Raw genomic sequence first — 20,896 nt, forward strand, 5'->3', positions numbered from 1 at the left:
CCGTGAAACGGCAGAACGGCGTTGCCCTGATCACCGCGATCCTGGTCGTGGCCCTGGCCACGGTCGCCGCCACGGCGATCATCACCGCCGCCAACATCGCCGTGCACCGCAGCGCCAACCTGCAGGACTCAGAGCGCGCCTGGTGGTATGCCGACGGCATCGAGGCCTGGCTGCTGACGATCCTCGAGCGCGACAGCAACGACAACCAGTACGACGGCCTCGGCGACATCTGGGCCAAGCCGGTGGACTACCTGCCGATCGACGAAGGTGGCGCGCGCGGCCAGGTCAGCGACCTGCAGGGGCGCTTCAACCTCAACAACCTCGCCCTGCCCGCCGGGCAGGCCTACGACCGGCAGCTGGAAGTGTTCCTGCGCCTGCTGCAAGGCATCGAGGGCATCGAATCCTTCCAGGCCACGGCCATCGCCAGCGCCATTCGCGACTGGGTGGACGCCGACTCCGAACCCACCGGCTTCGAAGGCGGCGAGGACAGCGAGTACCTCGGATTCAACCCGCCCTACCGCGTGCCCAACCGCCCGATGGAAAGCGTCACCGAGCTGCTGGCGGTCAAGGGCGTCACGCGCGAGATCTACGCCAAGCTCCGGCCCTACGTCACCGCCCTGCCGCAGATCGGCACCGCGATCAACGTCAACACCGCGCCGGACGCGGTGCTGTTCGCGCTGGCCAAGCAGCCCGGCCCGGCACAGGCCAGGTTCCTGGAGAGCCGGCTCAAGAAACCGGCCGAAAACAAGAGCGACCTGACCTCCGGCGCCGACGCCGTGTTCGGGGCCGGCGACGCCCACCCCGACATGTACGACATCAAGAGCAGCTTCTTCATGCTGCGGGCCGAGATCTTCGTAGGCAGCGGTCGGCTGGCGCTGTATAGTTTCTACTACAGGCCCCCGGGGCAAGGGGGCAGCGCGCCCTATGTCTACGGGCGCAGCATCGATTCCGAATAAGACCAGGCCACCTTGCGTAATACGCTCTATATCCGCCTGCGTGCCACCGACCTGGGCACGGACACGGCCTATTGCATCGCCTCGCCGCAGGCCGTGGCCTCGTTCCCGGTCCAGCACGCGCCGCTGGAGACGATCCTGCTGAAGGCCTCCGGCCATCGCCTGGTGGTGCTGGTGCCGGCCGCCGACGTGCGCATGGCCACGGTGGACCTGCCGGCGCGCCAGGCCGCCAAGGTCCTGCAGGCCGCGCCCTACGCGCTGGAAGACCAGCTGGCGGACGACGTCGACACCCTGCACTTCGCCATCGGCCCGCGCCAGAAGGACGGCCGCTGGCCGGTGGCGGTGGTGTCGCGCGCCAGGATGAACGAGTGGCTGCGCCCCTTCACCGAACGCGGCCTGGCGCCGGACGTGCTGCTGCCCGATGCCCTGTGCCTGCCGCCGGCCGAGGGCCCGCGCTGGAGCGCACTGGCCGAACGCGACCAGGTGCTGGTGCGCAACGGCGCGTTCTCGGCCTTCGCCTGCAGCCCGGAAGACCTTGAATTGATGCTGCAGCTGGCCGACAGCGACAAGAAGGCGACGCTGCGCATCACCGTGCCGCGCGACGTCTCGCCGGATTTCACCCGCCTGGCCTGGCCGGTGGAGCTGCTGCCCGGATTCATCTCGCCGCTGGAAGCGCTGCTGCAGAGCCAGCGCCCCGAGACCGGCATCAACCTGCTGCAGGGCCGCTACTCCCAGCGCGAGGACCTGCAGCGCCTGTGGCAGCCCTGGAAGATCACTGCCGCGCTGCTGGCGATCTGGATCGGCTTCGCCGCGATCCTGCATGGTGTCGCCGCCTGGCAGCTGCGCAAGCAGGTGCAACAGCAGGAAGACGCCAACATCCAGCGCTACCAGCAGCTGTTCCCGAGCGAGGCGCGCATCCTTTCCGACTTCGCCGGTCAGGTCGAAGCACAGTTCGCCGTGCTCAAGGGCGGCAAGACCGGCGGCGGCCTGCTGCCGCTGATGCAGGTGCTGGCCGATGCGCTGACCGCCGCGCCGGGCCTGACGCTGCAGGCCGTGCAATACCGCGAGGGCGCGCTCTACGCCTCGCTCAGCGGCAGCGACCTGCGCCAGCTCGAAACCCTCAAGGCCTGGTTTGCCTCGCCGCGCGCCGCCAGCCTGGAAGTGCAGTCCGCCAACTCCGGCAGCGAAGGCGCGCAGATCCGCATCAAGCTGAGTCCTGACGCATGAACGCCGCCATCGCCCGCCTCAAGGAATGGTTTGCCCAGCTGGCCCCGCGCGAACGCTGGATGGTGCTGTTCTGCGCCGTCGTGGTGGCCGTGGCCGTGCTCTACGGCGGCATCTGGCGTTCGCTGGTCAAGATGCAGCAGCAGCGCGAAGAAGCCCTGGCTGCTGCGCGCAGCGTCGCCACGCGCATCGAGGAACTGGCCTCGCTGGCCCAGGCCAGCCAGGGCCGAGGCGCTGCGGTGAACCGCAGCGCCTCCATCCTCAGCGTGGTCGACCAGGGCGCACGCGTCACGCTCGGCAAGCAGCCGACGCGCATCCAGCCCGAGGGTGACCGCGAAGTGAAGGTCTGGGTCGAGGACGTGCCCTTCGACAGCCTGCTGCGCTGGATGCAGGAGCTGGAACTGCGCTACGGCATCCACGCGCAGGCGGCAGAACTCGAGAAGCAGCCCACGCCCGGCATGGTCAGCGCACAACTCTCCCTGGTCCGTTGATGAACATCCGCAGCCTCCTGCTGGTCGGCCTGGCCTTCCTTGCGATCGCCCTGTTCGTACAGGCGCCGGCCGCCAGCGTCTATGCCTGGCTCAAACCCAAGGACCGGCCGCTGCCGGTCGAGCTGTTCGGCCTCGAGGGCCGGGTGATTGAAGGCCGCAGCAGCGGCGTCGTGCGCAACGGCAACACCCTGGTCTCGAACCTGAACTGGGAACTGCATCCGCTGCAGCTGCTGATCGGCCGGGCCGCCCTGAGCCTGCATTCCGAGCACGAGCCGGTGCTGCTGGATGGCGGCGTTTCGGTCAGCCCGCTGGGCACCCTGCGCGTGAAGTCCCTGCGCGCCAGCGGCGGCCTGCGGGCACTGGCGGCAGCCGCCGGCTACCCCTTCGTGCCGGTGGAGGGCCAGGTCGGCCTGGACCTGGCGCAGCTGCGCATGGCCAAGGGCCAGATCCAGCTCGCCGAAGGGTCCGCGCAGCTGCAGGGCCTGGCCTGGGCGCTGGGCGCGCAGCCCACGCCGCTGGGCGACTTCCGCGCCGACGTCACCACCGAAGACGGCAGCATCGTCGTGCAGCTGGCCTCGGTTTCCGGGCCGCTGGAACTCAGCGGCGAAGCCCGCCTGGCGCCGGACCAGAACTACGAACTCAATGTGCGCATGCGCCCCAAGCCCGGCGCGCCGCCGATGCTGCCGAACCTGCTGATGCAGCTCGGTGCTCCGGACGCCCAGGGCTACTACACGCTGCGCCGCCAGGGCCTGATGCCGGGCGCGCAGCCGCCGGTGCCCGCGCCGTGAGCGGTGGCTGGACGCCGCACGTCGTGGTCGCCTGCGTGGTCGAACGCGACGGCCGCTTCCTGCTGGTGGAAGAGCGCATCGAGGGCGAGCTGCGCATGAACCAGCCGGCTGGCCATTGGGAACAGGGCGAGACCCTGGTCGCGGGCGCCATCCGCGAGACCCTGGAGGAAAGCGGCTGGGACGTCGAGCCGACCCATGTCCTGGGCCTCTATCACTACGACCCCGCCGAGCTCGAGTACGGCTTCCTGCGCATCGCCTTCGTTGCCACCGCGCTGCGCGAGCGCCCCGGCCACCCGCTCGACGAGGGCATCGAGCGCCCGGTATGGCTGACGCGCGACGAGGTCGCCGCCGCCGTTGCCCTGCACCGCAGCCCGATGGTCCTGCGCTGCATCGACGACTATCTCGCCGGACAGCGCTTCCCGCTGTCGATGCTGAACCACCTCAATGAGCGGTGAGCAGCATGTTGTCGTGGGACTCTCAGGCGGTGTCGATTCCTCGGTTTCCGCCTACCTGCTGAAGGAACAGGGCTACCGCGTCAGCGGCCTGTTCATGGTCAACTGGACCGAGGACGAGGAAGGCTATTGCACTTCTGCCCAGGACTACCAGGACGCGCGCGCGGTCTGTGAAGAGCTGGACATCCCGCTGCACCGCGTCGACTTCTCGAAGGAATACCGCGACCGCGTGTTCGCGCATTTCCTGGCCGACTACCAGGCCGGCAAGACGCCCAACCCCGACGTGCTGTGCAACCGCGAGGTCAAGTTCCAGCCGTTCCGCGAGTACGCGCTGCGCCTGGGCGCGGACTGGATCGCCACCGGCCACTACGCGCGCATCGAACACGGTGCCGAAGGCGCACGACTGCTGCGCTCCGCCACCGAGGACAAGGACCAGACTTACTTCCTCGCCGCGGTGGCGCGCGAGCATCTCGAGCGCGTGCTGTTCCCGGTCGGCGGCCTGACCAAGCCGCAGGTGCGCGAGATCGCGCAGCGCGCCGGCCTGCCGGTGCATCGCAAGAAGGATTCCACCGGCATCTGCTTCATCGGCGAGCGCGAATTCCGCGAGTTCCTCGGCCAGTACCTCAAGCCCAATCCGGGCCCGATGCTGGACGACGCCGGCACCGTCGTCGGCCGGCACCAGGGCCTGATGCACTACACCATCGGCCAGCGCCGCGGCCTGCAGATCGGCGGCCGCCGCGGTGCCGCCGAGGCGCCCTGGTACGTCGTCGCCAAGGACACCGCGACCAACACCCTGCGCGTATCGCAGGACCCGCAGCATCCGCAGCTGATGAGCGCGGCGCTGGAAACCGAGCGCTTCCACTGGATCCGCCGACCGGCATCCATCCCGCAGGCCCTGCAGGCGCGCATCCGCCATCGCCAGGTGCTGCAGGATTGCCGCGTGGAAGAACTGCCCGACGGCAGCCTGCGCGTGAACTTCGCCAGGGCCCAGCGCGCCGTGGCGCCGGGCCAGTTCTGCGTGATCTACGATGGCGACGAATGCCTCGGCGGCGGCGAGATTCGCGCGGCGCTGTAGCGGACCAGACTCGTGGGAGCGGCTTCAGCCGCGATGGGTTCGCACACCAGCCAAACCCATCGCGGCTGAAGCCGCTCCCACTAAAGCGACCTGCCGTTCACTCCACCAGTTCCTCCAGCCCGGGCCGCATGCGCAGCCAGCTCTCCTGCAGCCTCATCACCAGCGGCCCGGCATCGCGCTCCTCGCGCAGCGCGCGCTCCAGCGCGGCGGCGGCCTCCGCCAGTTCGGTCGCGCCGATGTTCCCCGCCGCGCCGCGCAGGCGATGCGCCACTTCCAGCGCCGCGTCGGTGGCACCCACCCGCAAGGCCACGCGCACCTCCGCAGGCGGATCGCCGATGCTGTCGGCGAAGACCTTGAGCACGCGCAGGTAGGTTTCGCGCTTGCCGCCGACGCGGCGCAGGCCGGCGGCAACGTCGATGCCCGGCAGCTGCCACTCTTCCTGCACGGCTTTCACCACCTCCACCGGCGCCGGCGCGCGCTGCGGCCGCACCCAGCGCAGCAGCGTCACCAGCAGCTCGTCCAGGTCGATCGGCTTGGCAACGTGGGCGTTCATGCCGGCGGCCTCGCAGAGCGTGCGGTCCTGCAGGGTCACGCTGGCCGTCATCGCGATGATCGGCAGCGCCGCATGGCGCGAGTCCGCGCGCAGGCGGCGCGTCGCCTCGTAGCCGTCCATCTCCGGCATGTGCACGTCCATCAGCACCGCGTCGAAGCGTTCCTGCGCCAGCGCCTCCAGGGCTTCGCGGCCATTGAGGGCGCTGCGCACCTGGGCACCGACACCTTCCAGCATCTCGCGGGCGATCAGCTGGTTGGTATCGTTGTCGTCCACCACCAGCAGGCGCACGCCATCGAGTCCGGCACCCTGCCCCGGCTCCGGCAGCTCGCGCAGCTGAGCCTCGGTGGCCACACCCATGCGCAGGCTGAAGCGGAAGGTACTGCCGCGGCCGGGCTCGCTCTCCACCTCGATGCTGCCGCCCATGGCCTCGACCAGCCGGCGGCTGATCGCCAGGCCCAGGCCGGTGCCGCCGTAGCGGCGCGAGGTGGAGGCGTCGGCCTGGAAGAAGCCCTCGAACAGGCGCTGGCGCTGGCCGGCGTCGATGCCGATGCCCGTGTCCTGCACCTCGAACTGCAGCAGCGCATCGCTGGCGTCGCGCGCGGCGCAGCTGACACGCACGCGCACGCCGCCGCGCTCGGTGAACTTCACGGCGTTGCCGGCCAGGTTGACCAGTACCTGTCCCAGGCGCAGCGGGTCACCGACCAGCGCGCCGGGCACTTCGGCGGCAACGCGGCAGGAATAGCTCAGGCGCTTCTCGGCGGCCTTCACGCCGATCACCGCGTCGAGGTTGTCCAGCACCTCGTCGAGGCGGAACGGGATCGCCTCGGTCGCCAGCTTGCCGGCCTCCACCTTGGAGAAGTCGAGGATGTCGTTGATCACGCCGAGCAGCGACTTGGCGGCACGCTGGGTGCGCTCCAGGTAGTCGCGCTCGCGCGGCGGCAGTTCACCGCGCAGCGCCAGCTGCGACAGGCCGAGGATGGCGTTCATCGGCGTGCGGATCTCGTGGCTCATGCGTGCGAGGAACTCGCTCTTGGCTCGATTGGCCGCCTCGGCGGCGTCGCGCGCCTGGGCCAGCTCGGCCTGCATCTGCTTGAAATCAGTGGTGTCCTGCCAGAAGCCGCTGCGCCAGCGGTAACCATCTGGCGTGTGGCGCGGCGGCGACGCGGCGATGCGCGCCCAGCGCAGCTCGCCGGTCTTGCGATGGCGGATGCGGAAATCCATCACCACCGGGTTCTCATGCCGGTGTCCCTCCTGCATCATGCCCAGGAAGCGCGGCAGGTCCTCCGGGATCACCACGCTGAACAGGCTGCGGATGTCGGCTTCCGCCTCCTCCTTGGGCACGCCGCAGAGCTCCTCGACGCCGCCGCTGATGAAGGGCAGCGCGTCGCCGGTCTTTTCCGACCAATGACTCTCGAAGACCACGCCGGGCACCGTGTCGGTGATGCCGAGCAGGCGCTTCTGCGCGGCCTGCAGGCGTTCCTCGGCCTCGTGCTCGGCGGTGATGTCCTGCCAGAAACCGTTGAACAGCGTCGAGCCGTCGGCCTCGCGCCGCGGCCGGCCCATCGAGCGGACCCAGCGAATCTCGCCGCTCCTGGCGTGGCGGATGCGGAAGTCGACGTCGAGCATTTCCAGCTTCTGCGTCGCCGCGCGGATCGCCAGCGCCACCTTCTGCATGTCCTGCGGCAGCACGGTGCGGAACTGCGTGGTGCGATCCTGCTGCCCCTGGTCGGGATCGACACCGACCAGCTGCTGGATGCCCTCGCTGAGATACGTCATTTGCATGCCCCCTTCCACGCCGACGCGGAACTGGTAGACCGCGCCCGGCATGGCGTCGGTGATCTCGCGCAGACGGATTTCGGCGGCGGTGGTGGCGTCGCGGGTCGCCGCCAGTTCTTCCTTGAGCGAGCGGACATCGCTGATGTCCTGCCAGAAGCCGTTGCAGATCACCACGCCGTCCGGGCCCGGGAACGGCGCGGCGCGCGAGCGCAGCCAGCGCAGCTCCCCGGTGATCCCATGGCGGAAGCGGAAGTCGTAGTCCATCAGCCGGCGCTCGGCGGCGACGATGCGGATGGCGTCCTGCAGGCCTGGCAGGTCCTCCGGCAGCACCAGGGCGAACAGCAGGCCGATGTCGCGCTCCGCCGCCGCCTTGTCGATGCCGACCAGGCTGGCGATGCCCTCGCTGACATAGGCCAGGCGCGCACCGCCGTCCGGCGCCAGCAGCAGCTGGTAGACGGCGCCGGGGAGGTGATCGGTGATTTCGCGCAGGCGCCGCTCGGCCGCCTCCAGGCGGGCCAGCGTGTCCTGCGCAGAACTGCCGATTTTGGGCATCGCACCTCCCGGGCAGCGGCCGGCATGCCGCAGTGCCAGTGTATGCCGGCCGCGCCATGACGGTTACCTCGCCCGTGACGCTGCCTCGCGGACCTTCTGCACGGCCGGCAGCAGCAGGCCCGCCGGCTCGCCGAGCAGGCCGCCCAGGGTCTGGGTCGCCGCCGGGCGCATGCGCGCGGCAGCCTCCCGCACCTTCTGCACCGCCGGCAGCAGCAGGCAGGTCTGCGGCGCGGTATCGGCGGCGCTCAGCACCACGTCATTGCCGTCGCCGCCCTTGTAGGAGATGGTGAAGCCGACGTTGTCGTCGGTGCAGCCGACCAGACCGCCCTCCGGAAGGCCCAGGAACTGGCCCGTGCGGGTCTGCCTGGCGGTGTAGATCTGGAAGCTCTGGCCATGTCGCGGCTGGAAGCCGTAGTGCAGGCTCAACCGCAGCTGGCCGTCGAGGACCAGGATGTCCGCCGTGGTGGTCGAGTAGTAGCCGGCGCCGGCGCTGAGCACCAGCGTGCCGGGACCTACCTTGGTGATGCCCGCCGGGGAGGTGCCGCCCAGTCCCAGGTCCACCGTCACGCTGCTCCTGAGGACGACGGTGCGTATGCTCTGCGAGGTCGGGTTCTGCACCAGGCTGCAGCTGCTGCAGCCCTCCGGGTCGGAGAACGGCGCCACGACCAGGGTTTCACCGATGCTGCCGCCGGAGCGCAGGACGATGGCGCCATTGTCCTGCAGCAGCTCGTTGCGGCTGCTCAGGATCACGCCGGGCAGTCCGGTCAGGCGCGCGTCGCCGCCCACGGTCAGGTCGCGGATCTCGACCGTCGATCGCCCCAGGGCCGGGTCGATCACGACCTCGGCACGGCCATCGAGGGTCACGTCGCTGCCGGCGGCGGGGACCTGCCCGGTGCTCCAGTTGGCGGGATTGAACCAGTTGCCGTCGCTGCCGATGTAGCGAGTGGCCGTGCCGGCGGTCTGGGCCTGGGCCGAGAAACTCAGCATCAGGGCGAGGGCGGAAAGGGATTTGGTGAACTTCATGGCGCAGCTCCGTTGCGATGGCAGATCGATTTCTGCTTGCGCAACAAGCTAGCCCTCTACCGTATCCGCCCGATGCCAGGCGGCTGAAACATGATGTCAGCCGGTATCACCTGCCGGGGTGGCAGCCGGGTCAGCGGCCGTAGTCCGGCCCCTCGGAAGGCAGGTACTCGTAGCCGCCGCCGTGGCCGCGCACGGTGCGGATCACCGTGGGATCGCCGGGCACCGGCTCGATCTTGCGGCGCAGGCGGGTGACCCGCAGGTCCACCGCGCGGTCGAAGACCTCGGCCGGATCGGTCCCCGACAGTTCCAGCAGGCGCTCGCGCGACAGCACCACGCGCGGATGGTCGGCGAAGGCACTGAGCAGCGCGAACTCGGCGCCGGTGATCGGGCAAACCTCGCCGCCGCTGTCCACCAGCCGCCGCCGGCTGCGGTCCAGGCGCCAGCGGCCGAACCAGTGCTCTCCGCGCAGGGCGGCCTCGGGCAACTTGGGAGCATGGGGCAGCAGGGGCACCGCGGCCGGCGTGGCAGGACGCCGGCGCAACACCGAACGGATGCGGGCCAGCAGCTCGCGCAGGTCGCCGGACTTGGGCACGTAATCGTCGGCACCCATCTCCAGGCCCACCACACGGTCGGTGGTGTCGTCGGCGGAGGTCAGCATGATCACCGGCAGCTCGCTGCCCTGACGCAGCCAGCGCAGCAGCGACAGGCCGTCTTCGCCGGGCATGCGCAGGTCCAGCAGGACCAGGTCGGGCGCCACGCCGTCGAGACCGGAACGAAACGCCGCCGGGCCGTCGAAGGCGCGCACCGAGTAGCCGGCATCGGCCAGGTAGGCGGCCACCACCTCGCGCGATACCGCGTCGTCGTCCACCACCGCTATGCAGGTATTGCCCACGCGTTCCCTCGCATGTCGTACCGCCCTGGCGGAATCTTAAACCTTCCGACCCGTCGCCCGATCAGTAACAGCTTCTCATTTACGTTTTTTGACCGCCTTTGCCGCCGCCGCAGGCTTGCGGGCAGCCGATTTCGGCTTTGCCGCTGCCTTGGCCTTCACGCCAGCCGCTGCTTTCGGCCTGGTCTTCGGCGCTGTTGCCGCCGGGGTTCCGATCCGGGTTGGCCTGGCCGCCAGGAAGTCCCAGAAGGTCTGGCGCAAGTCCGGCAGCGGGCCATTGGCCTCCAGTTCCAGCCGCACCACGCCCTCGGCCATGAACCAGGCGATCTGGGCCGCTTCGTTGTAGCGCTCCCAGCCGATCTTCTTCATTTCCATCGACAGCATATGGGCAAACCCCCAGTTGATGCGGTCCAGGCGCGCCAGGATGTCCGGATCCTTGCGGTAGCCGCGCACGATGGCACGCACCGGGATGGTGCGGACGCAGCCGTCCCAGTAAGCCAGCACTCCGGCCTTGAGACGCTCCCGGCCCGGCGGCATGCCGTCGGTGGCGCGGGTGATGTCGTTGACCAGCAGGTGTACGTTGAGGCGGTGCAGTGCCAGCCAGAACTCGCGTTCCTGGGCGAAGCAGCGCCCGAAACTGTCGGCCGGCATGCCTGCCTCCGCCGCAATGCGCTCGGGCTCGAAGCGATACAACTCGCCGCGCTCAGCCAGCCGGTAGGCGGCGAACAGCAGCTTCTGTTGGTCAGCGGTCATGGCGCGGCTCCTCCCCAAGGCTGCCCGCCGGGCGGCGGACCGCCATTTTTTTCGGCGCATCAGGAACGGAATTATAAATCGCCTGGCGCCCCGCTCCGCCGCTGGGTCGCAAGCCGGGAATTCCACCGGCATCTGCCGCATCGGCCGCCGAACCCCGGGAAACCTGATGTTTTCCAATGTCCGCCCGGTCCGCCGGACGGTCTCCGGTGATAGAATATTGCGACGCGTCGCGCCGGCCCGACAGGTCTGTTCCAGGATCGCGGGCTCGCGTGGCGCCAGCCCTCCGCCTTCTCGACATCGGACCGCCAAAAACCATGCTGCAAGCCTATCGCCAACACACTGCCGAGCGCGCCGCCCTCGGTATTCCGCCGCTCGCACTGTCTGCCCAGCAGACCGCCGAAGTGATCGAACTGATCAAGAACCCGCCGGCGGGCGAAGAGGCTTTCCTGCTCGACCTGCTGACCCACCGCGTTCCGCCTGGCGTGGATGATGCCGCCAAGGTCAAGGCCTCGTTCCTGACCGCGGTCGCCGATGGCGAAGTCAAGTGCCTGATCTCGCGCGCCAAGGCCACCGAGCTGCTCGGCACGATGGTGGGCGGCTACAACGTCAAGCCGCTGATCGACCTGCTGCCGGACGCCGAAGTCGGCGCCGTTGCCGCCGAGGCCCTGAAGAAGACGCTGCTGATGTTCGACTTCTTCCATGACGTTGCCGAGCTTGCCAGGAAGGGCAATGCCAACGCCAAGGCCGTGATCCAGTCCTGGGCCGATGCCGAGTGGTTCACCACCCGTCCGGAAGTCGCAAGGAAGATCACCGTCAGCGTGTTCAAGGTGCCGGGCGAAACCAATACCGACGACCTGTCGCCGGCACCGGATGCCTGGAGCCGCCCCGACATCCCGCTGCACTACCTCGCCATGCTGAAGATGACGCGCCCGGACGCGGCCTTCAAGCCGGAAGAAGACGGCAAGCGCGGCCCGATGCAGTACATCGACGACCTCAAGAAGCAGGGCAACCTCGTCGCCTACGTCGGTGACGTCGTCGGCACCGGCTCGTCGCGCAAGTCCGCGACCAACAGCGTGATCTGGGCGACCGGCGAAGATATCCCGTTCGTGCCGAACAAGCGCTTCGGCGGCGTCACGCTCGGCGGCAAGATCGCGCCGATCTTCTTCAACACGCAGGAAGACTCGGGCTCGCTGCCGATCGAAGTCGACGTCTCCAAGTTCGAGATGGGCGATGTCCTCGACATCTTCCCGTACGAGGGCAAGATCGAGAAGAATGGTGCCGTCGCCGCGAATTTCGAACTCAAGAGCCAGGTGCTGCTCGATGAAGTGCGCGCCGGCGGCCGCATCAACCTGATCATCGGCCGCTCGCTGACCGGCAAGGCCCGCGAATTCCTCGGCCTGCCCGCATCGACGCTGTTCCGCCTGCCGCAGACCCCGAAGGACACCGGCAAGGGCTACACGCTGGCGCAGAAGATGGTCGGCCGCGCCTGCGGCCTGCCGGAAGGCACGGGCATGCGCCCGGGCACCTACTGCGAACCGAAGATGACCACCGTCGGCTCGCAGGACACCACCGGCCCGATGACCCGCGACGAGCTGAAGGATCTCGCCTGCCTCGGCTTCTCCGCCGACCTGGTGATGCAGTCGTTCTGCCACACCGCCGCGTATCCGAAGCCGGTCGACGTCAAGACCCACCGTGAGCTGCCGGCGTTCATCTCGAACCGTGGCGGCGTCGCGCTGCGTCCGGGCGACGGCGTGATCCACTCCTGGCTCAACCGCCTGCTGATGCCGGACACCGTCGGCACCGGCGGCGACTCGCACACCCGCTTCCCGATCGGCATTTCCTTCCCGGCCGGCTCGGGCCTGGTCGCCTTCGCGGCCGCCACCGGCGTGATGCCGCTGGACATGCCGGAATCGGTGCTGGTCCGCTTCAAGGGCGAACTGCAGCCGGGCGTCACGCTGCGCGACCTGGTGCACGCGATCCCGCTGTACGCGCTCAAGGCCGGTCTGCTGACCGTCGCCAAGGCCGGCAAGAAGAACATCTTCTCGGGCCGCGTGCTGGAGATCGAAGGCCTGCCGAACCTCAAGGTCGAACAGGCTTTCGAGCTGTCCGACGCCTCGGCCGAGCGCTCCGCCGCCGGCTGCACGATCAAGCTCAACAAGGAGCCGATGATCGAGTACATGACCTCGAACATCGTGCTGATGAAGAACATGATCGCCCAGGGCTACAAGGACGCGCGCACGCTGGACCGCCGCATCAAGGCGATGGAAGCCTGGCTGGCCAACCCGCAGCTGCTGGAAGCCGACCAGGACGCCGAGTACGCCGCCGTCATCGACATCGACCTGGCCGACATCCAGGAGCCGATCGTCTGCTGCCCGAACGATCCGGATGACGCCAAGTTCCTGTCCGAGGTCGCCGGCACCAAGATCGACGAGGCCTTCATCGGCTCGTGCATGACCAACATCGGCCACTTCCGCGCCGCCGGCAAGCTGCTCGAAGGCCTGAAGGACATCCCGGTCCGCCTGTGGGTCGCGCCGCCGACCAAGATGGACGCCGCCGAGCTGACCAAGGAAGGCGTCTACAACACCTTCGGCACGGCCGGTGCGCGCACCGAAATGCCGGGCTGCTCGCTGTGCATGGGCAACCAGGCGCAGATGAAGGAGGGTGCAACCGCGATTTCCACGTCGACGCGCAACTTCCCCAATCGACTGGGCAAGAACACCAACGTGTTCCTCGGCTCGGCGGAGCTTGCGGCGATCGCCTCGAAGCTCGGCCGCCTGCCGACCCGCGAGGAGTACCTGGTGGCAACCGGCATCGTCACCAAGAATGCGGACATGATCTACAAGTACCTGAATTTCGACCAGATCGAAGAGTACGTGGAGACCGCCAAGGAAGTGACGGCCTAAAGCCGGGGCAGCATGCTGCAGCAAGAGCCCGCCGGAGCGATCCGGCGGGCTTTTTTGTGGCTTTTGGCCCCGCTCCCCGCTTCCGCAGGCGCGGAGAGGGAGAAAGCAGAGGGCGTTTTTTTGTTACCCTCCTCCAGCTTGGCCCTGGCGGGAACCGGCCAGGGCCGGCGGGGTCCTATGGACCCCTCCAGCCACCGCTGCTTGTTGGCACGGGCAGCCACACCGGGAAACGAGCCATGACGGACAGTTTCAAGAGTAAAGCCAGCCTCACGGTCGGCCCCAAGACCTACTCCTACTACAACCTCAAGGCCCTGGAGCCCCGGTTCAAGCTGGCCCGCCTGCCCTACTCCATCAAGGTGCTGCTGGAAAACCTGCTGCGCCACGAGGACGGCCTCAACACCACCCAGGCGGACATCGAGACCCTGGCCGGCGCCGATTTCAAGAACCTGCCGGCCAAGGACATCAACTTCACCCCGGCGCGCGTGATCCTGCAGGATTTCACCGGCGTGCCCTGCGTGGTGGATCTCGCCGCCATGCGCGATGCGATCACCAAGCTCGGCGGCAACGCCGCCAAGGTCAACCCGCTGTGCCCGGTGGAACTGGTCATCGACCACTCGGTCATGATCGACCACTACGGCTCCAAGGAAGCCCTGGACCTCAACGCCAAGGTTGAATTCCAGCGCAACGAAGAGCGCTACACCTTCCTGCGCTGGGGCCAGGAAGCGCTCAAGAACTTCAAGGCCGTGCCGCCCGATACCGGCATCGTCCACCAGGTCAACATCGAGTACCTGGCCCGCGTGGTCTTCGAGAACGGCGAAGGCCTGCTCTATCCCGACAGCTGCTTCGGCACCGACAGCCACACCACCATGGTGAACGGCATCGGCGTGCTGGGCTGGGGCGTCGGCGGCATCGAGGCCGAGGCTGCCATGCTCGGCCAGCCGTCCTCCATGCTGATCCCGGAAGTGATCGGCGTGCGCGTCACCGGCAAGCTGGCCGAGGGCGCCACCGCCACCGACCTGGTGTTGACCGTCACCGAGATGCTGCGCAAGCGCGGCGTGGTCGAGAAGTTCGTCGAGTTCTTCGGTCCGGGCCTGGCCAACCTGTCGGCCTCCGACCGCAACACCATCGCCAACATGGGCCCGGAATACGGCGCCACCTGCGGCATCTTCCCGATCGACGAAGAGACCCTGAACTACCTGCGCCTCACCGGCCGCAGCGAGCAGCAGATCGCCGTGGTCAAGGCCTACGCCCAGGCCCAGGGCATGTGGTGGACTCCTGACGCCCCGGAGGCCGAGTACACCGACGTGATGCACCTGGACCTCGGCAGCATCAAGCCGAGCCTGGCCGGCCCCAAGCGTCCGCAGGACCGCGTGCTGCTGTCCGACGTCAAGGCCAACTACCGCAAGGCCTTCGAGTCCGAACAGAAGCTGCGTCCCTCCAAGGGCCCGGCAGCCGTCACCGACAACGGCAAGTCCTTCGAACTGAAGGACGGCGCGGTGATGATCGCCGCGATCACCTCCTGCACCAACACCTCCAACCCCAGCGTGCTGATCGGTGCCGGCCTGCTCGCCCGCAAGGCGCGCGCGCTCGGCCTGACCAGCAAGCCCTGGGTCAAGACCTCGCTGGCCCCCGGCTCGCTGGCCGTCACCGAGTACCTGAAGAAGGCCGGCCTGATCGAAGACCTGGAGCACCTGGGCTTCTACGTCACCGCCTACGGCTGCACCACCTGCATCGGCAACTCCGGCCCGCTCAACGAGCCGCTGGGCAAGGCGATCGCCGACAACACGCTGAGCGTCTCGGCCGTGCTGTCGGGCAACCGCAACTTCGAAGGCCGCGTCCACCAGGACGTGCGCATGAACTACCTCGCCTCGCCGCCGCTGGTGGTGGCCTACGCCATCGCCGGCAATACCGACATCGACCTCACCACCGAGCCGCTCGGCCAGGGCAAGGACGGCAAGGACGTGTTCCTCAAGGATATCTGGCCGACCAACGCCGAGATCCAGGAATCCGTCGCCAGTTCGGTCACCAGCGAGCTGTTCAAGAAAAGCTACGCCGACGTGCTCAAGGGCGACGCCCGCTGGCAGTCGATCAAGATCAGCAAGTCGGAAACCTATCCCTGGGATGGCAAGTCGACCTACATCGCCAACCCGCCGTACTTCCAGGGCATGACGATGACCCCGCCGGGCATCCAGCCGATCAAGGGGGCGCGTGCGCTGGCGGTGCTGGCGGACTCCATCACCACCGACCACATCTCGCCGGCCGGCGACATCAAGAAGGACGGACCGGCGGGCAGGTACCTCGAGGAGCGCGGCGTCAAGAAGGCCGACTTCAACAGCTTCGGCTCGCGCCGCGGCAACCACGAGATCATGATGCGCGGCACCTTCGCCAACACCCGCATCAAGAACGCGATGACCCCGGGCGTGGAAGGCGGCGTGTCCAAGTACATCGGCAAGGACGGCGTGGCCGGCCCGGTGGAGGCGATCTACGACGTGGCCATGAAGCACATCGCCGACGGCACCCCGCAGGTCGTGCTCGCCGGCAAGGAGTACGGCACCGGCTCCTCGCGCGACTGGGCGGCCAAGGGCACCATCCTGCTCGGCGTCAAGGCCGTGATCTCCGAGAGCTTCGAGCGTATCCACCGCGCCAACCTCGTCGGCATGGGCGTACTGCCGCTGAACTTCGTCGACGGCCAGAGCGCCGGCTCACTGGGCCTGGACGGCACCGAAGTGTTCGACTTCGACGGCCTGAAGAGCGGCGCCACCAGTGTCGACGTGACGGCGAAGAAGGCCGACGGCAAGAGCATCAGCTTCAAGGCCAGGGTGCGCATCAACACGCCGATGGAATGGGAGTACTACCAGCACGGCGGCGTACTGCAATACATGCTGCGCCAGATGGCAAAAGCCTGAGGCTCAAGCAACGAGGCGGGGCGCCGAGTCCCCGTCTTGTTGTTCCTTAGGGCCTGTCAACCCTGCCGCGATCGCTGCGAGCGCGGTAGGGTTAACCGGCCCTAGCGCGGCGCCGCCAGCAGCGCGTCCATCTCGTCCTCGGCAAACCCTGCCCTGGCGCGCGCCTCGCGGTTCAGCGGCGGCGCCACGCGCACGCGGTGTTCGGCCAGCAGGCGCGCGAAGGTCGGCCGCGGGTCCAGGCCGCGCTGGGCGCAGAGGTACTCGAACCACTGCGTGCCGATGGCGACGTGGCGCACTTCCTCGTCGAGGATCACGTGCAGGATGCTCACGGTCTCGGCGTCACCGACCTCGGTGAGACGCAGGATCATGCCCGGCGTCACGTCCAGGCCGCGTGCCTCCAGCACGCGCGGCACCAGCGCCATGCGCAGCAGCGGATCGGCCGCGGTCTTCTCGGCGGCTTCCCACAGGCCGTTGTGTGCCGGCAGGTCACCGTAGGCAGCACCGAGCTGCGCCAGGCGTTGCGACAGCAGCATGAAATGCCGCGCCTCGTCCTGCGCCACGCTGAGCCAGTCGCGGTAATAGTCCGCCGGCATGTCGCGGAAACGCCAGCAGGCATCCAGCGCCAGGTTGATCGCGTTGAACTCGATATGCGCCACCGCGTGCAGCAGCGCCACGCGCCCGGCGACGCTGCCGAGGCCGCGGTGGGGGACGTCGCGTGGGCGGATCAGGGCGGGTTGTTCGGGACGGCCGGGGACGTTGGCAGCGTCCTCCGTGAGCGAAGGCACGGAGAAACCACCCGCTGGTAAACACAGCTCTGCAACTTGCGCACACTTTGCGACCGGATCTCGTTCGGTCAGTGCGGCGTGTATCGCGGCGAAGGCGAGGACAGGCATCCGATGCTCGATTTACAGAAACCCTCTCCCCATCCCCTCTCCCGCAAGCGGGAGAGGGGTATAAGGACTAGGCCAGCCCGCGCTCCAGGTCGCGCAGGATGTCGGCGATATCTTCCAGGCCCACCGAGATGCGCAGCAGGCCCTCGGTGATGCCGGCCTCCGCTCGCGCTTCGGGCGTGATGCGGGCGTGGGTGGTCGAGGCCGGGTGCGTGATGGTGCTGCGCGTATCGCCGAGGTTGGCGGTGATCGACAGCGTGCGGGTGCTGTCCACCAGCTTCCAGGCGCCCTCGCGGCCGCCTTCCACCTCGAAGGAGACGATGCCGCCGAAGCCGCTCTGCTGGCGCCTGGCCAGTTCGTGCTGCGGATGCTCGGGCAGGCCCGGGTAGAACACGCGCTTCACCTTGGGCTGGGTCTTGAGCCACTGCGCCAGCTGCAGCGCGCTGTCGCTGTGCGCGCGCACGCGCAGCGCCAGCGTCTCCAGGCCCTTGAGGAACACCCAGGCGTTGAACGGCGACAGGCAGGGCCCGGCCGTCCTCATGTAGCCGTAGATGTCCTTGCCGACGCGCTGGGCGTCGCCCACGATCGCGCCACCGACACAGCGGCCCTGGCCGTCGATGTACTTGGTGCCGGAGTGGATCACGAGGTCGGCACCCAGCTTCAGCGGCTGGCTCAGCACCGGCGTCAGGAAGCAGTTGTCCACGGCCAGCAGCGCGCCGTGCGCGTGCGCGATGTCGGCCAGTGCGCGGATGTCGGCCAGCTCCATCAGCGGGTTCGACGGCGTCTCCACGAAGAACAGCCTGGTGTTGGGCTTCACCGCCGCGGCCCAGGCGGCCGGGTCGGTGGGATCGACGTAGGTCGTCTCCAGGCCGAAACGCGACAGGATGTTGTTGAACAGGTTGATGCTGGCGCCGAACAGCCCGCGCGAAGCCAGGATGTGGTCGCCGGCCTTCAGCAGCGCCAGGCACAGGGTCTGGATCGCCACCATGCCGCTGGCGGTGGCCACGCAGGCCTCACCGCCCTCCATCGCCGCCAGGCGGCGCTCGAAGGCCTCCACGGTGGGGTTGGAGAAGCGCGAATAGACGTAACCCGGCTGCTGGCCGCTGAAGATCGCGGCCGCCTCGGCGGCGGAGCGGAACACGTAGGAGGAGGTCAGCGAAACCGAGGCCGAGTGCTCCATGTTGGCCGTGCGCGGCTCGGCCGCCCGGATGCCCAGGGTAGCGGAACCCCACTCGGGGTCGAAATACGGCGGGTCTGCGTCGTTCACTGCCCTGCACTCCTGCGGGCAACAAAAAAGCCCGTCGGTATAAAAACCAAACGGGCTCTCAGCCCCCGTTTAGCGAAATTTATTGGGCTTTCCCCGGGGGAAGGCCCGCGCCTGCAAGCTGGGATCAAAGGGGCGCGGTGCGGACTTTAAGGCCTGTAGGCCGACAACTCAACCCAAAAGCTTGCTTGCCGCGGATCACGCGGATGAACACGGATCAAGATCAACAGCATGCAGCAGCACTTTCGTTTGTGTTGGAAAGGCCTGTAAATCCGCGTTAATCCGCGTGATCCGCGGCAAATCTGCTTTCTTCCGACTCAAGCGTTCTGGATTTCGATGACGGTCGAAGACGCCCGTTTCCGCGCCGCCTTGGCGGCGTCGGAGCGGAACAGCTCCAGCTGGTTCAGGTACTCGGTGGTGATGTCCTGGGTGATGTATTCGCCGGTGAACACCGAGGTGTCGAAGCGCGTGATGCGCGGGTTGCCGGCACGCACCGCCTCGATCAGGTCGGGCAGGTCCTGGTAGATCAGCTTGTCGGCGCCGAGCATGCGCTCCAGCTCCTCCACGGTATGGCCATGGGCCACCAGCTCCGAGGCGGTCGGCATGTCGATGCCGTAGACGTTGGGGTAGCGCACCGGCGGCGAGGCGGAGGCGAAGTAGACCTTCACCGCACCGGCCTCGCGGGCCATCTGGATGATCTCCTTGGAGGTGGTGCCGCGGACGATGGAGTCGTCCACCAGCAGCACGTTCTTGCCGCGGAATTCCAGGTCGATCGGGTTGAGCTTCTGGCGCACCGACTTCTTGCGCTGCGCCTGGCCCGGCATGATGAAGGTGCGGCCGATGTAGCGGTTCTTGATGAAGCCTTCGCGGTAGGACACGCCCAGGCGCGCGGCCAGCTCGGCGCCGGCGACGCGGCTGGTGTCCGGGATCGGGATCACCACGTCGATATCGTGGTCGGGCCACTGCGCGAGGATCTTCTCGGCCAGCTTCACGCCCATGCGCAGGCGCGCCTTGTAGACATAGATGTTGTCGATGATCGAGTCGGGACGCGCCAGGTACACGTACTCGAACAGGCAGGGCGAATACACCGGGTTGGCGGCGCACTGGCGCTTGTGCAGCTTGCCGTCGATGGTGATCAGCACCGCCTCGCCCGGGGCGATGTCGCCCATGATCTCGAAGCCCAGCGCGTCCAGCGCCACCGACTCGGAGGCGATCAGGTAGTCCACGCCGTTGGGGCCGAGGCGGCGGCCGTAGACCGCCGGGCGGATGCCGAAGGGATCGCGGAAGCCGACCACGCCGAAGCCGGTGATCATGGCCACGCAGGCATAGGCGCCGCGGCAGCGCTGGTGCACGCCGGACACGGCGGCGAAGACATCCTCGGGCGACAGGCGCAGCGCGCCGCGCGACATCAGCTCATGGGCGAAGACATTGAGCAGGACCTCGGAGTCCGACTCGGTGTTGAGGTGGCGCCGGTCCTGCAGGAACAGCTCCTGCTTGAGTTCCTCGGCATTGGTCAGGTTGCCGTTGTGCGACAGCGAGATGCCGAAGGGTGTATTGGTATAGAACGGCTGCGCCTCGGCGGAGGTGGAGCAACCGGCGGTGGGATAGCGCACGTGCGCCACGCCCATGTTCCCGCGCAGCATCACCATGTGCTCGTCCTTGGCGAAGACGTCGCGCACCAGGCCGTTTTCCTTGCGCAGGTAGAGGCGATCACCGTCGTTGGTGATCATGCCCGCCGCATCCTGGCCACGGTGCTGCAGCATGGTCAGGGCGTCGAACAGTTCCGAGTTGACCCCGGCGCCCTGGGTGACGATACCGGCAATTCCGCACATGGTTGGCCTTACTGAGTCTGAAGAGTAGAAGTGGGGTCGGGGCGCAGGACTTCAAGCCAGCGCTCCGGAACCAGCGTGCCCAGCCCATTGGCCAGCCACTCGAATTTGTCGATCAGCAGCGATTGCTGCCACCACGGTTCCTTGGCCGCGCCCATCTGCCCGGCCACCAGCACGAAGGCCGCGGTGAGGACGGCGGCGCGGGCCAGGCCGAAGCCGCCGCCGGTCATGCGGTTGGGCAGGCTCAGGAAGGAATCCTTGACCGCCTCCGACACGAAATGCGTGATCAGCGCGCCCACCAGCAGGCCGCCGAGGAACAGCAGCAGGTAGGCACAGCCCAGGCGCAACGCAGGATTGGTTATTTTCGCCGCCAGCGCATCGGCCAGGGTATGGCCGAGCAGCCAGGCCAGCAGCAGGGCGAACAGCCAGGTTGCGAGACCGAGGACCTCGCGGATGAAGCCGCGCAGAAGGCCAATGACAGCCGAAAGGATGAAGACGGCAAGAATGCAGTAGTCAACCCAGATCATGCGGCCTAACTCGGTAGCGACTCAGGGATTTTACCATCCCACGCCCTC

The 20,896-nt window shown here is 68.0% G+C and carries 16 protein-coding genes; 8 read left to right on the forward strand and 8 right to left on the reverse strand.

The genetic code is table 11. The features are described 5' to 3' along the window. Positions 1-2: 2 nt before the first annotated feature. From gspK to mnmA, 6 genes are read left to right on the forward strand one after another with little or no spacing between them, the layout of a single operon-like run. Positions 3-956 carry a type II secretion system minor pseudopilin GspK gene (gene gspK, locus D0B54_RS12430; protein ID WP_162932383.1) on the forward strand — a complete coding sequence of 318 codons (954 nt, stop codon included), beginning with the start codon at positions 3-5 and terminating at the stop codon, positions 954-956. Positions 957-968: 12 nt separating this feature from the next. Continuing rightward, positions 969-2,180, forward strand: a complete 1,212-nt coding sequence (gene gspL, locus D0B54_RS12435; RefSeq protein WP_117291636.1) for a type II secretion system protein GspL — start codon at positions 969-971, stop codon at positions 2,178-2,180. After that, the gene (gspM, locus tag D0B54_RS12440) at positions 2,177-2,668 is read left to right on the forward strand and encodes a type II secretion system protein GspM (RefSeq protein ID WP_117291637.1); all 492 of its coding nucleotides are present in this window, start codon (positions 2,177-2,179) and stop codon (positions 2,666-2,668) included. The genes gspL and gspM overlap by 4 nt, the downstream gene beginning before the upstream one ends. Further along, positions 2,668-3,456 (forward strand): type II secretion system protein N, encoded by a 789-nt coding sequence (locus D0B54_RS12445; RefSeq protein WP_117291638.1) that lies wholly within the window; start codon positions 2,668-2,670, stop codon positions 3,454-3,456. Before gspM ends, D0B54_RS12445 begins: the two co-directional genes overlap by 1 nt. Next, entirely contained in the window at positions 3,453-3,911 is a 459-nt protein-coding gene (locus tag D0B54_RS12450; protein ID WP_117291639.1) for an NUDIX hydrolase, read from the forward strand. The genes D0B54_RS12445 and D0B54_RS12450 overlap by 4 nt, the downstream gene beginning before the upstream one ends. Next, entirely contained in the window at positions 3,901-4,983 is a 1,083-nt protein-coding gene (mnmA, locus tag D0B54_RS12455; RefSeq protein ID WP_117291640.1) for a tRNA 2-thiouridine(34) synthase MnmA, read from the forward strand. The genes D0B54_RS12450 and mnmA overlap by 11 nt, the downstream gene beginning before the upstream one ends. 97 nt (positions 4,984-5,080) lie before the next feature. Here the strand turns inward: mnmA and D0B54_RS12460 are convergent, their stop codons facing one another. The 4 genes from D0B54_RS12460 to D0B54_RS12475 form a co-directional block, all read right to left on the reverse strand. Next, entirely contained in the window at positions 5,081-7,864 is a 2,784-nt protein-coding gene (locus D0B54_RS12460; RefSeq protein ID WP_117291641.1) for a PAS domain-containing hybrid sensor histidine kinase/response regulator, read from the reverse strand. 63 nt (positions 7,865-7,927) lie between these two features. Beyond that, the gene (locus D0B54_RS12465; RefSeq protein WP_117291642.1) at positions 7,928-8,887 is read right to left on the reverse strand and encodes a hypothetical protein; all 960 of its coding nucleotides are present in this window, start codon (positions 8,885-8,887) and stop codon (positions 7,928-7,930) included. Between the two features lie 130 nt (positions 8,888-9,017). Continuing rightward, positions 9,018-9,779 carry a response regulator gene (locus tag D0B54_RS12470; protein WP_117291643.1) on the reverse strand — a complete coding sequence of 254 codons (762 nt, stop codon included), beginning with the start codon at positions 9,777-9,779 and terminating at the stop codon, positions 9,018-9,020. Between the two features lie 75 nt (positions 9,780-9,854). Further along, on the reverse strand, positions 9,855-10,529 hold the full coding sequence (locus D0B54_RS12475) for a hypothetical protein (protein ID WP_117291644.1): 675 nt from the start codon (positions 10,527-10,529) through the stop codon (positions 9,855-9,857). Between the two features lie 314 nt (positions 10,530-10,843). Between D0B54_RS12475 and acnB the strand changes: the two genes are divergently transcribed. Together acnB and acnA are read left to right on the forward strand one after the other, a co-directional pair. Then, positions 10,844-13,432, forward strand: a complete 2,589-nt coding sequence (gene acnB, locus D0B54_RS12480) for a bifunctional aconitate hydratase 2/2-methylisocitrate dehydratase (RefSeq protein WP_117291645.1) — start codon at positions 10,844-10,846, stop codon at positions 13,430-13,432. 236 nt (positions 13,433-13,668) lie between these two features. Continuing rightward, positions 13,669-16,338 carry an aconitate hydratase AcnA gene (gene acnA, locus D0B54_RS12485; RefSeq protein WP_117291646.1) on the forward strand — a complete coding sequence of 890 codons (2,670 nt, stop codon included), beginning with the start codon at positions 13,669-13,671 and terminating at the stop codon, positions 16,336-16,338. Between the two features lie 101 nt (positions 16,339-16,439). Here the strand turns inward: acnA and D0B54_RS12490 are convergent, their stop codons facing one another. The 4 genes from D0B54_RS12490 to D0B54_RS12505 all read right to left on the reverse strand — a co-directional run bounded on the left by D0B54_RS12490 (position 16,440) and on the right by D0B54_RS12505 (position 20,848). Then, the gene (locus D0B54_RS12490; RefSeq protein ID WP_117291647.1) at positions 16,440-17,231 is read right to left on the reverse strand and encodes a ferritin-like domain-containing protein; all 792 of its coding nucleotides are present in this window, start codon (positions 17,229-17,231) and stop codon (positions 16,440-16,442) included. A gap of 67 nt (positions 17,232-17,298) precedes the next feature. Beyond that, positions 17,299-18,495 carry an O-succinylhomoserine sulfhydrylase gene (locus tag D0B54_RS12495; RefSeq protein ID WP_117291648.1) on the reverse strand — a complete coding sequence of 399 codons (1,197 nt, stop codon included), beginning with the start codon at positions 18,493-18,495 and terminating at the stop codon, positions 17,299-17,301. 314 nt (positions 18,496-18,809) lie between these two features. Next, positions 18,810-20,324 (reverse strand): amidophosphoribosyltransferase, encoded by a 1,515-nt coding sequence (purF, locus tag D0B54_RS12500; protein ID WP_117291649.1) that lies wholly within the window; start codon positions 20,322-20,324, stop codon positions 18,810-18,812. An 8-nt stretch (positions 20,325-20,332) separates the two neighbouring features. Continuing rightward, positions 20,333-20,848 carry a CvpA family protein gene (locus D0B54_RS12505; protein WP_117291650.1) on the reverse strand — a complete coding sequence of 172 codons (516 nt, stop codon included), beginning with the start codon at positions 20,846-20,848 and terminating at the stop codon, positions 20,333-20,335. Positions 20,849-20,896 lie beyond the last annotated feature (48 nt).

It is taken from the genome of Solimonas sp. K1W22B-7 (assembly GCF_003428335.1).
Classification (GTDB): domain Bacteria; phylum Pseudomonadota; class Gammaproteobacteria; order Nevskiales; family Nevskiaceae; genus Solimonas_A.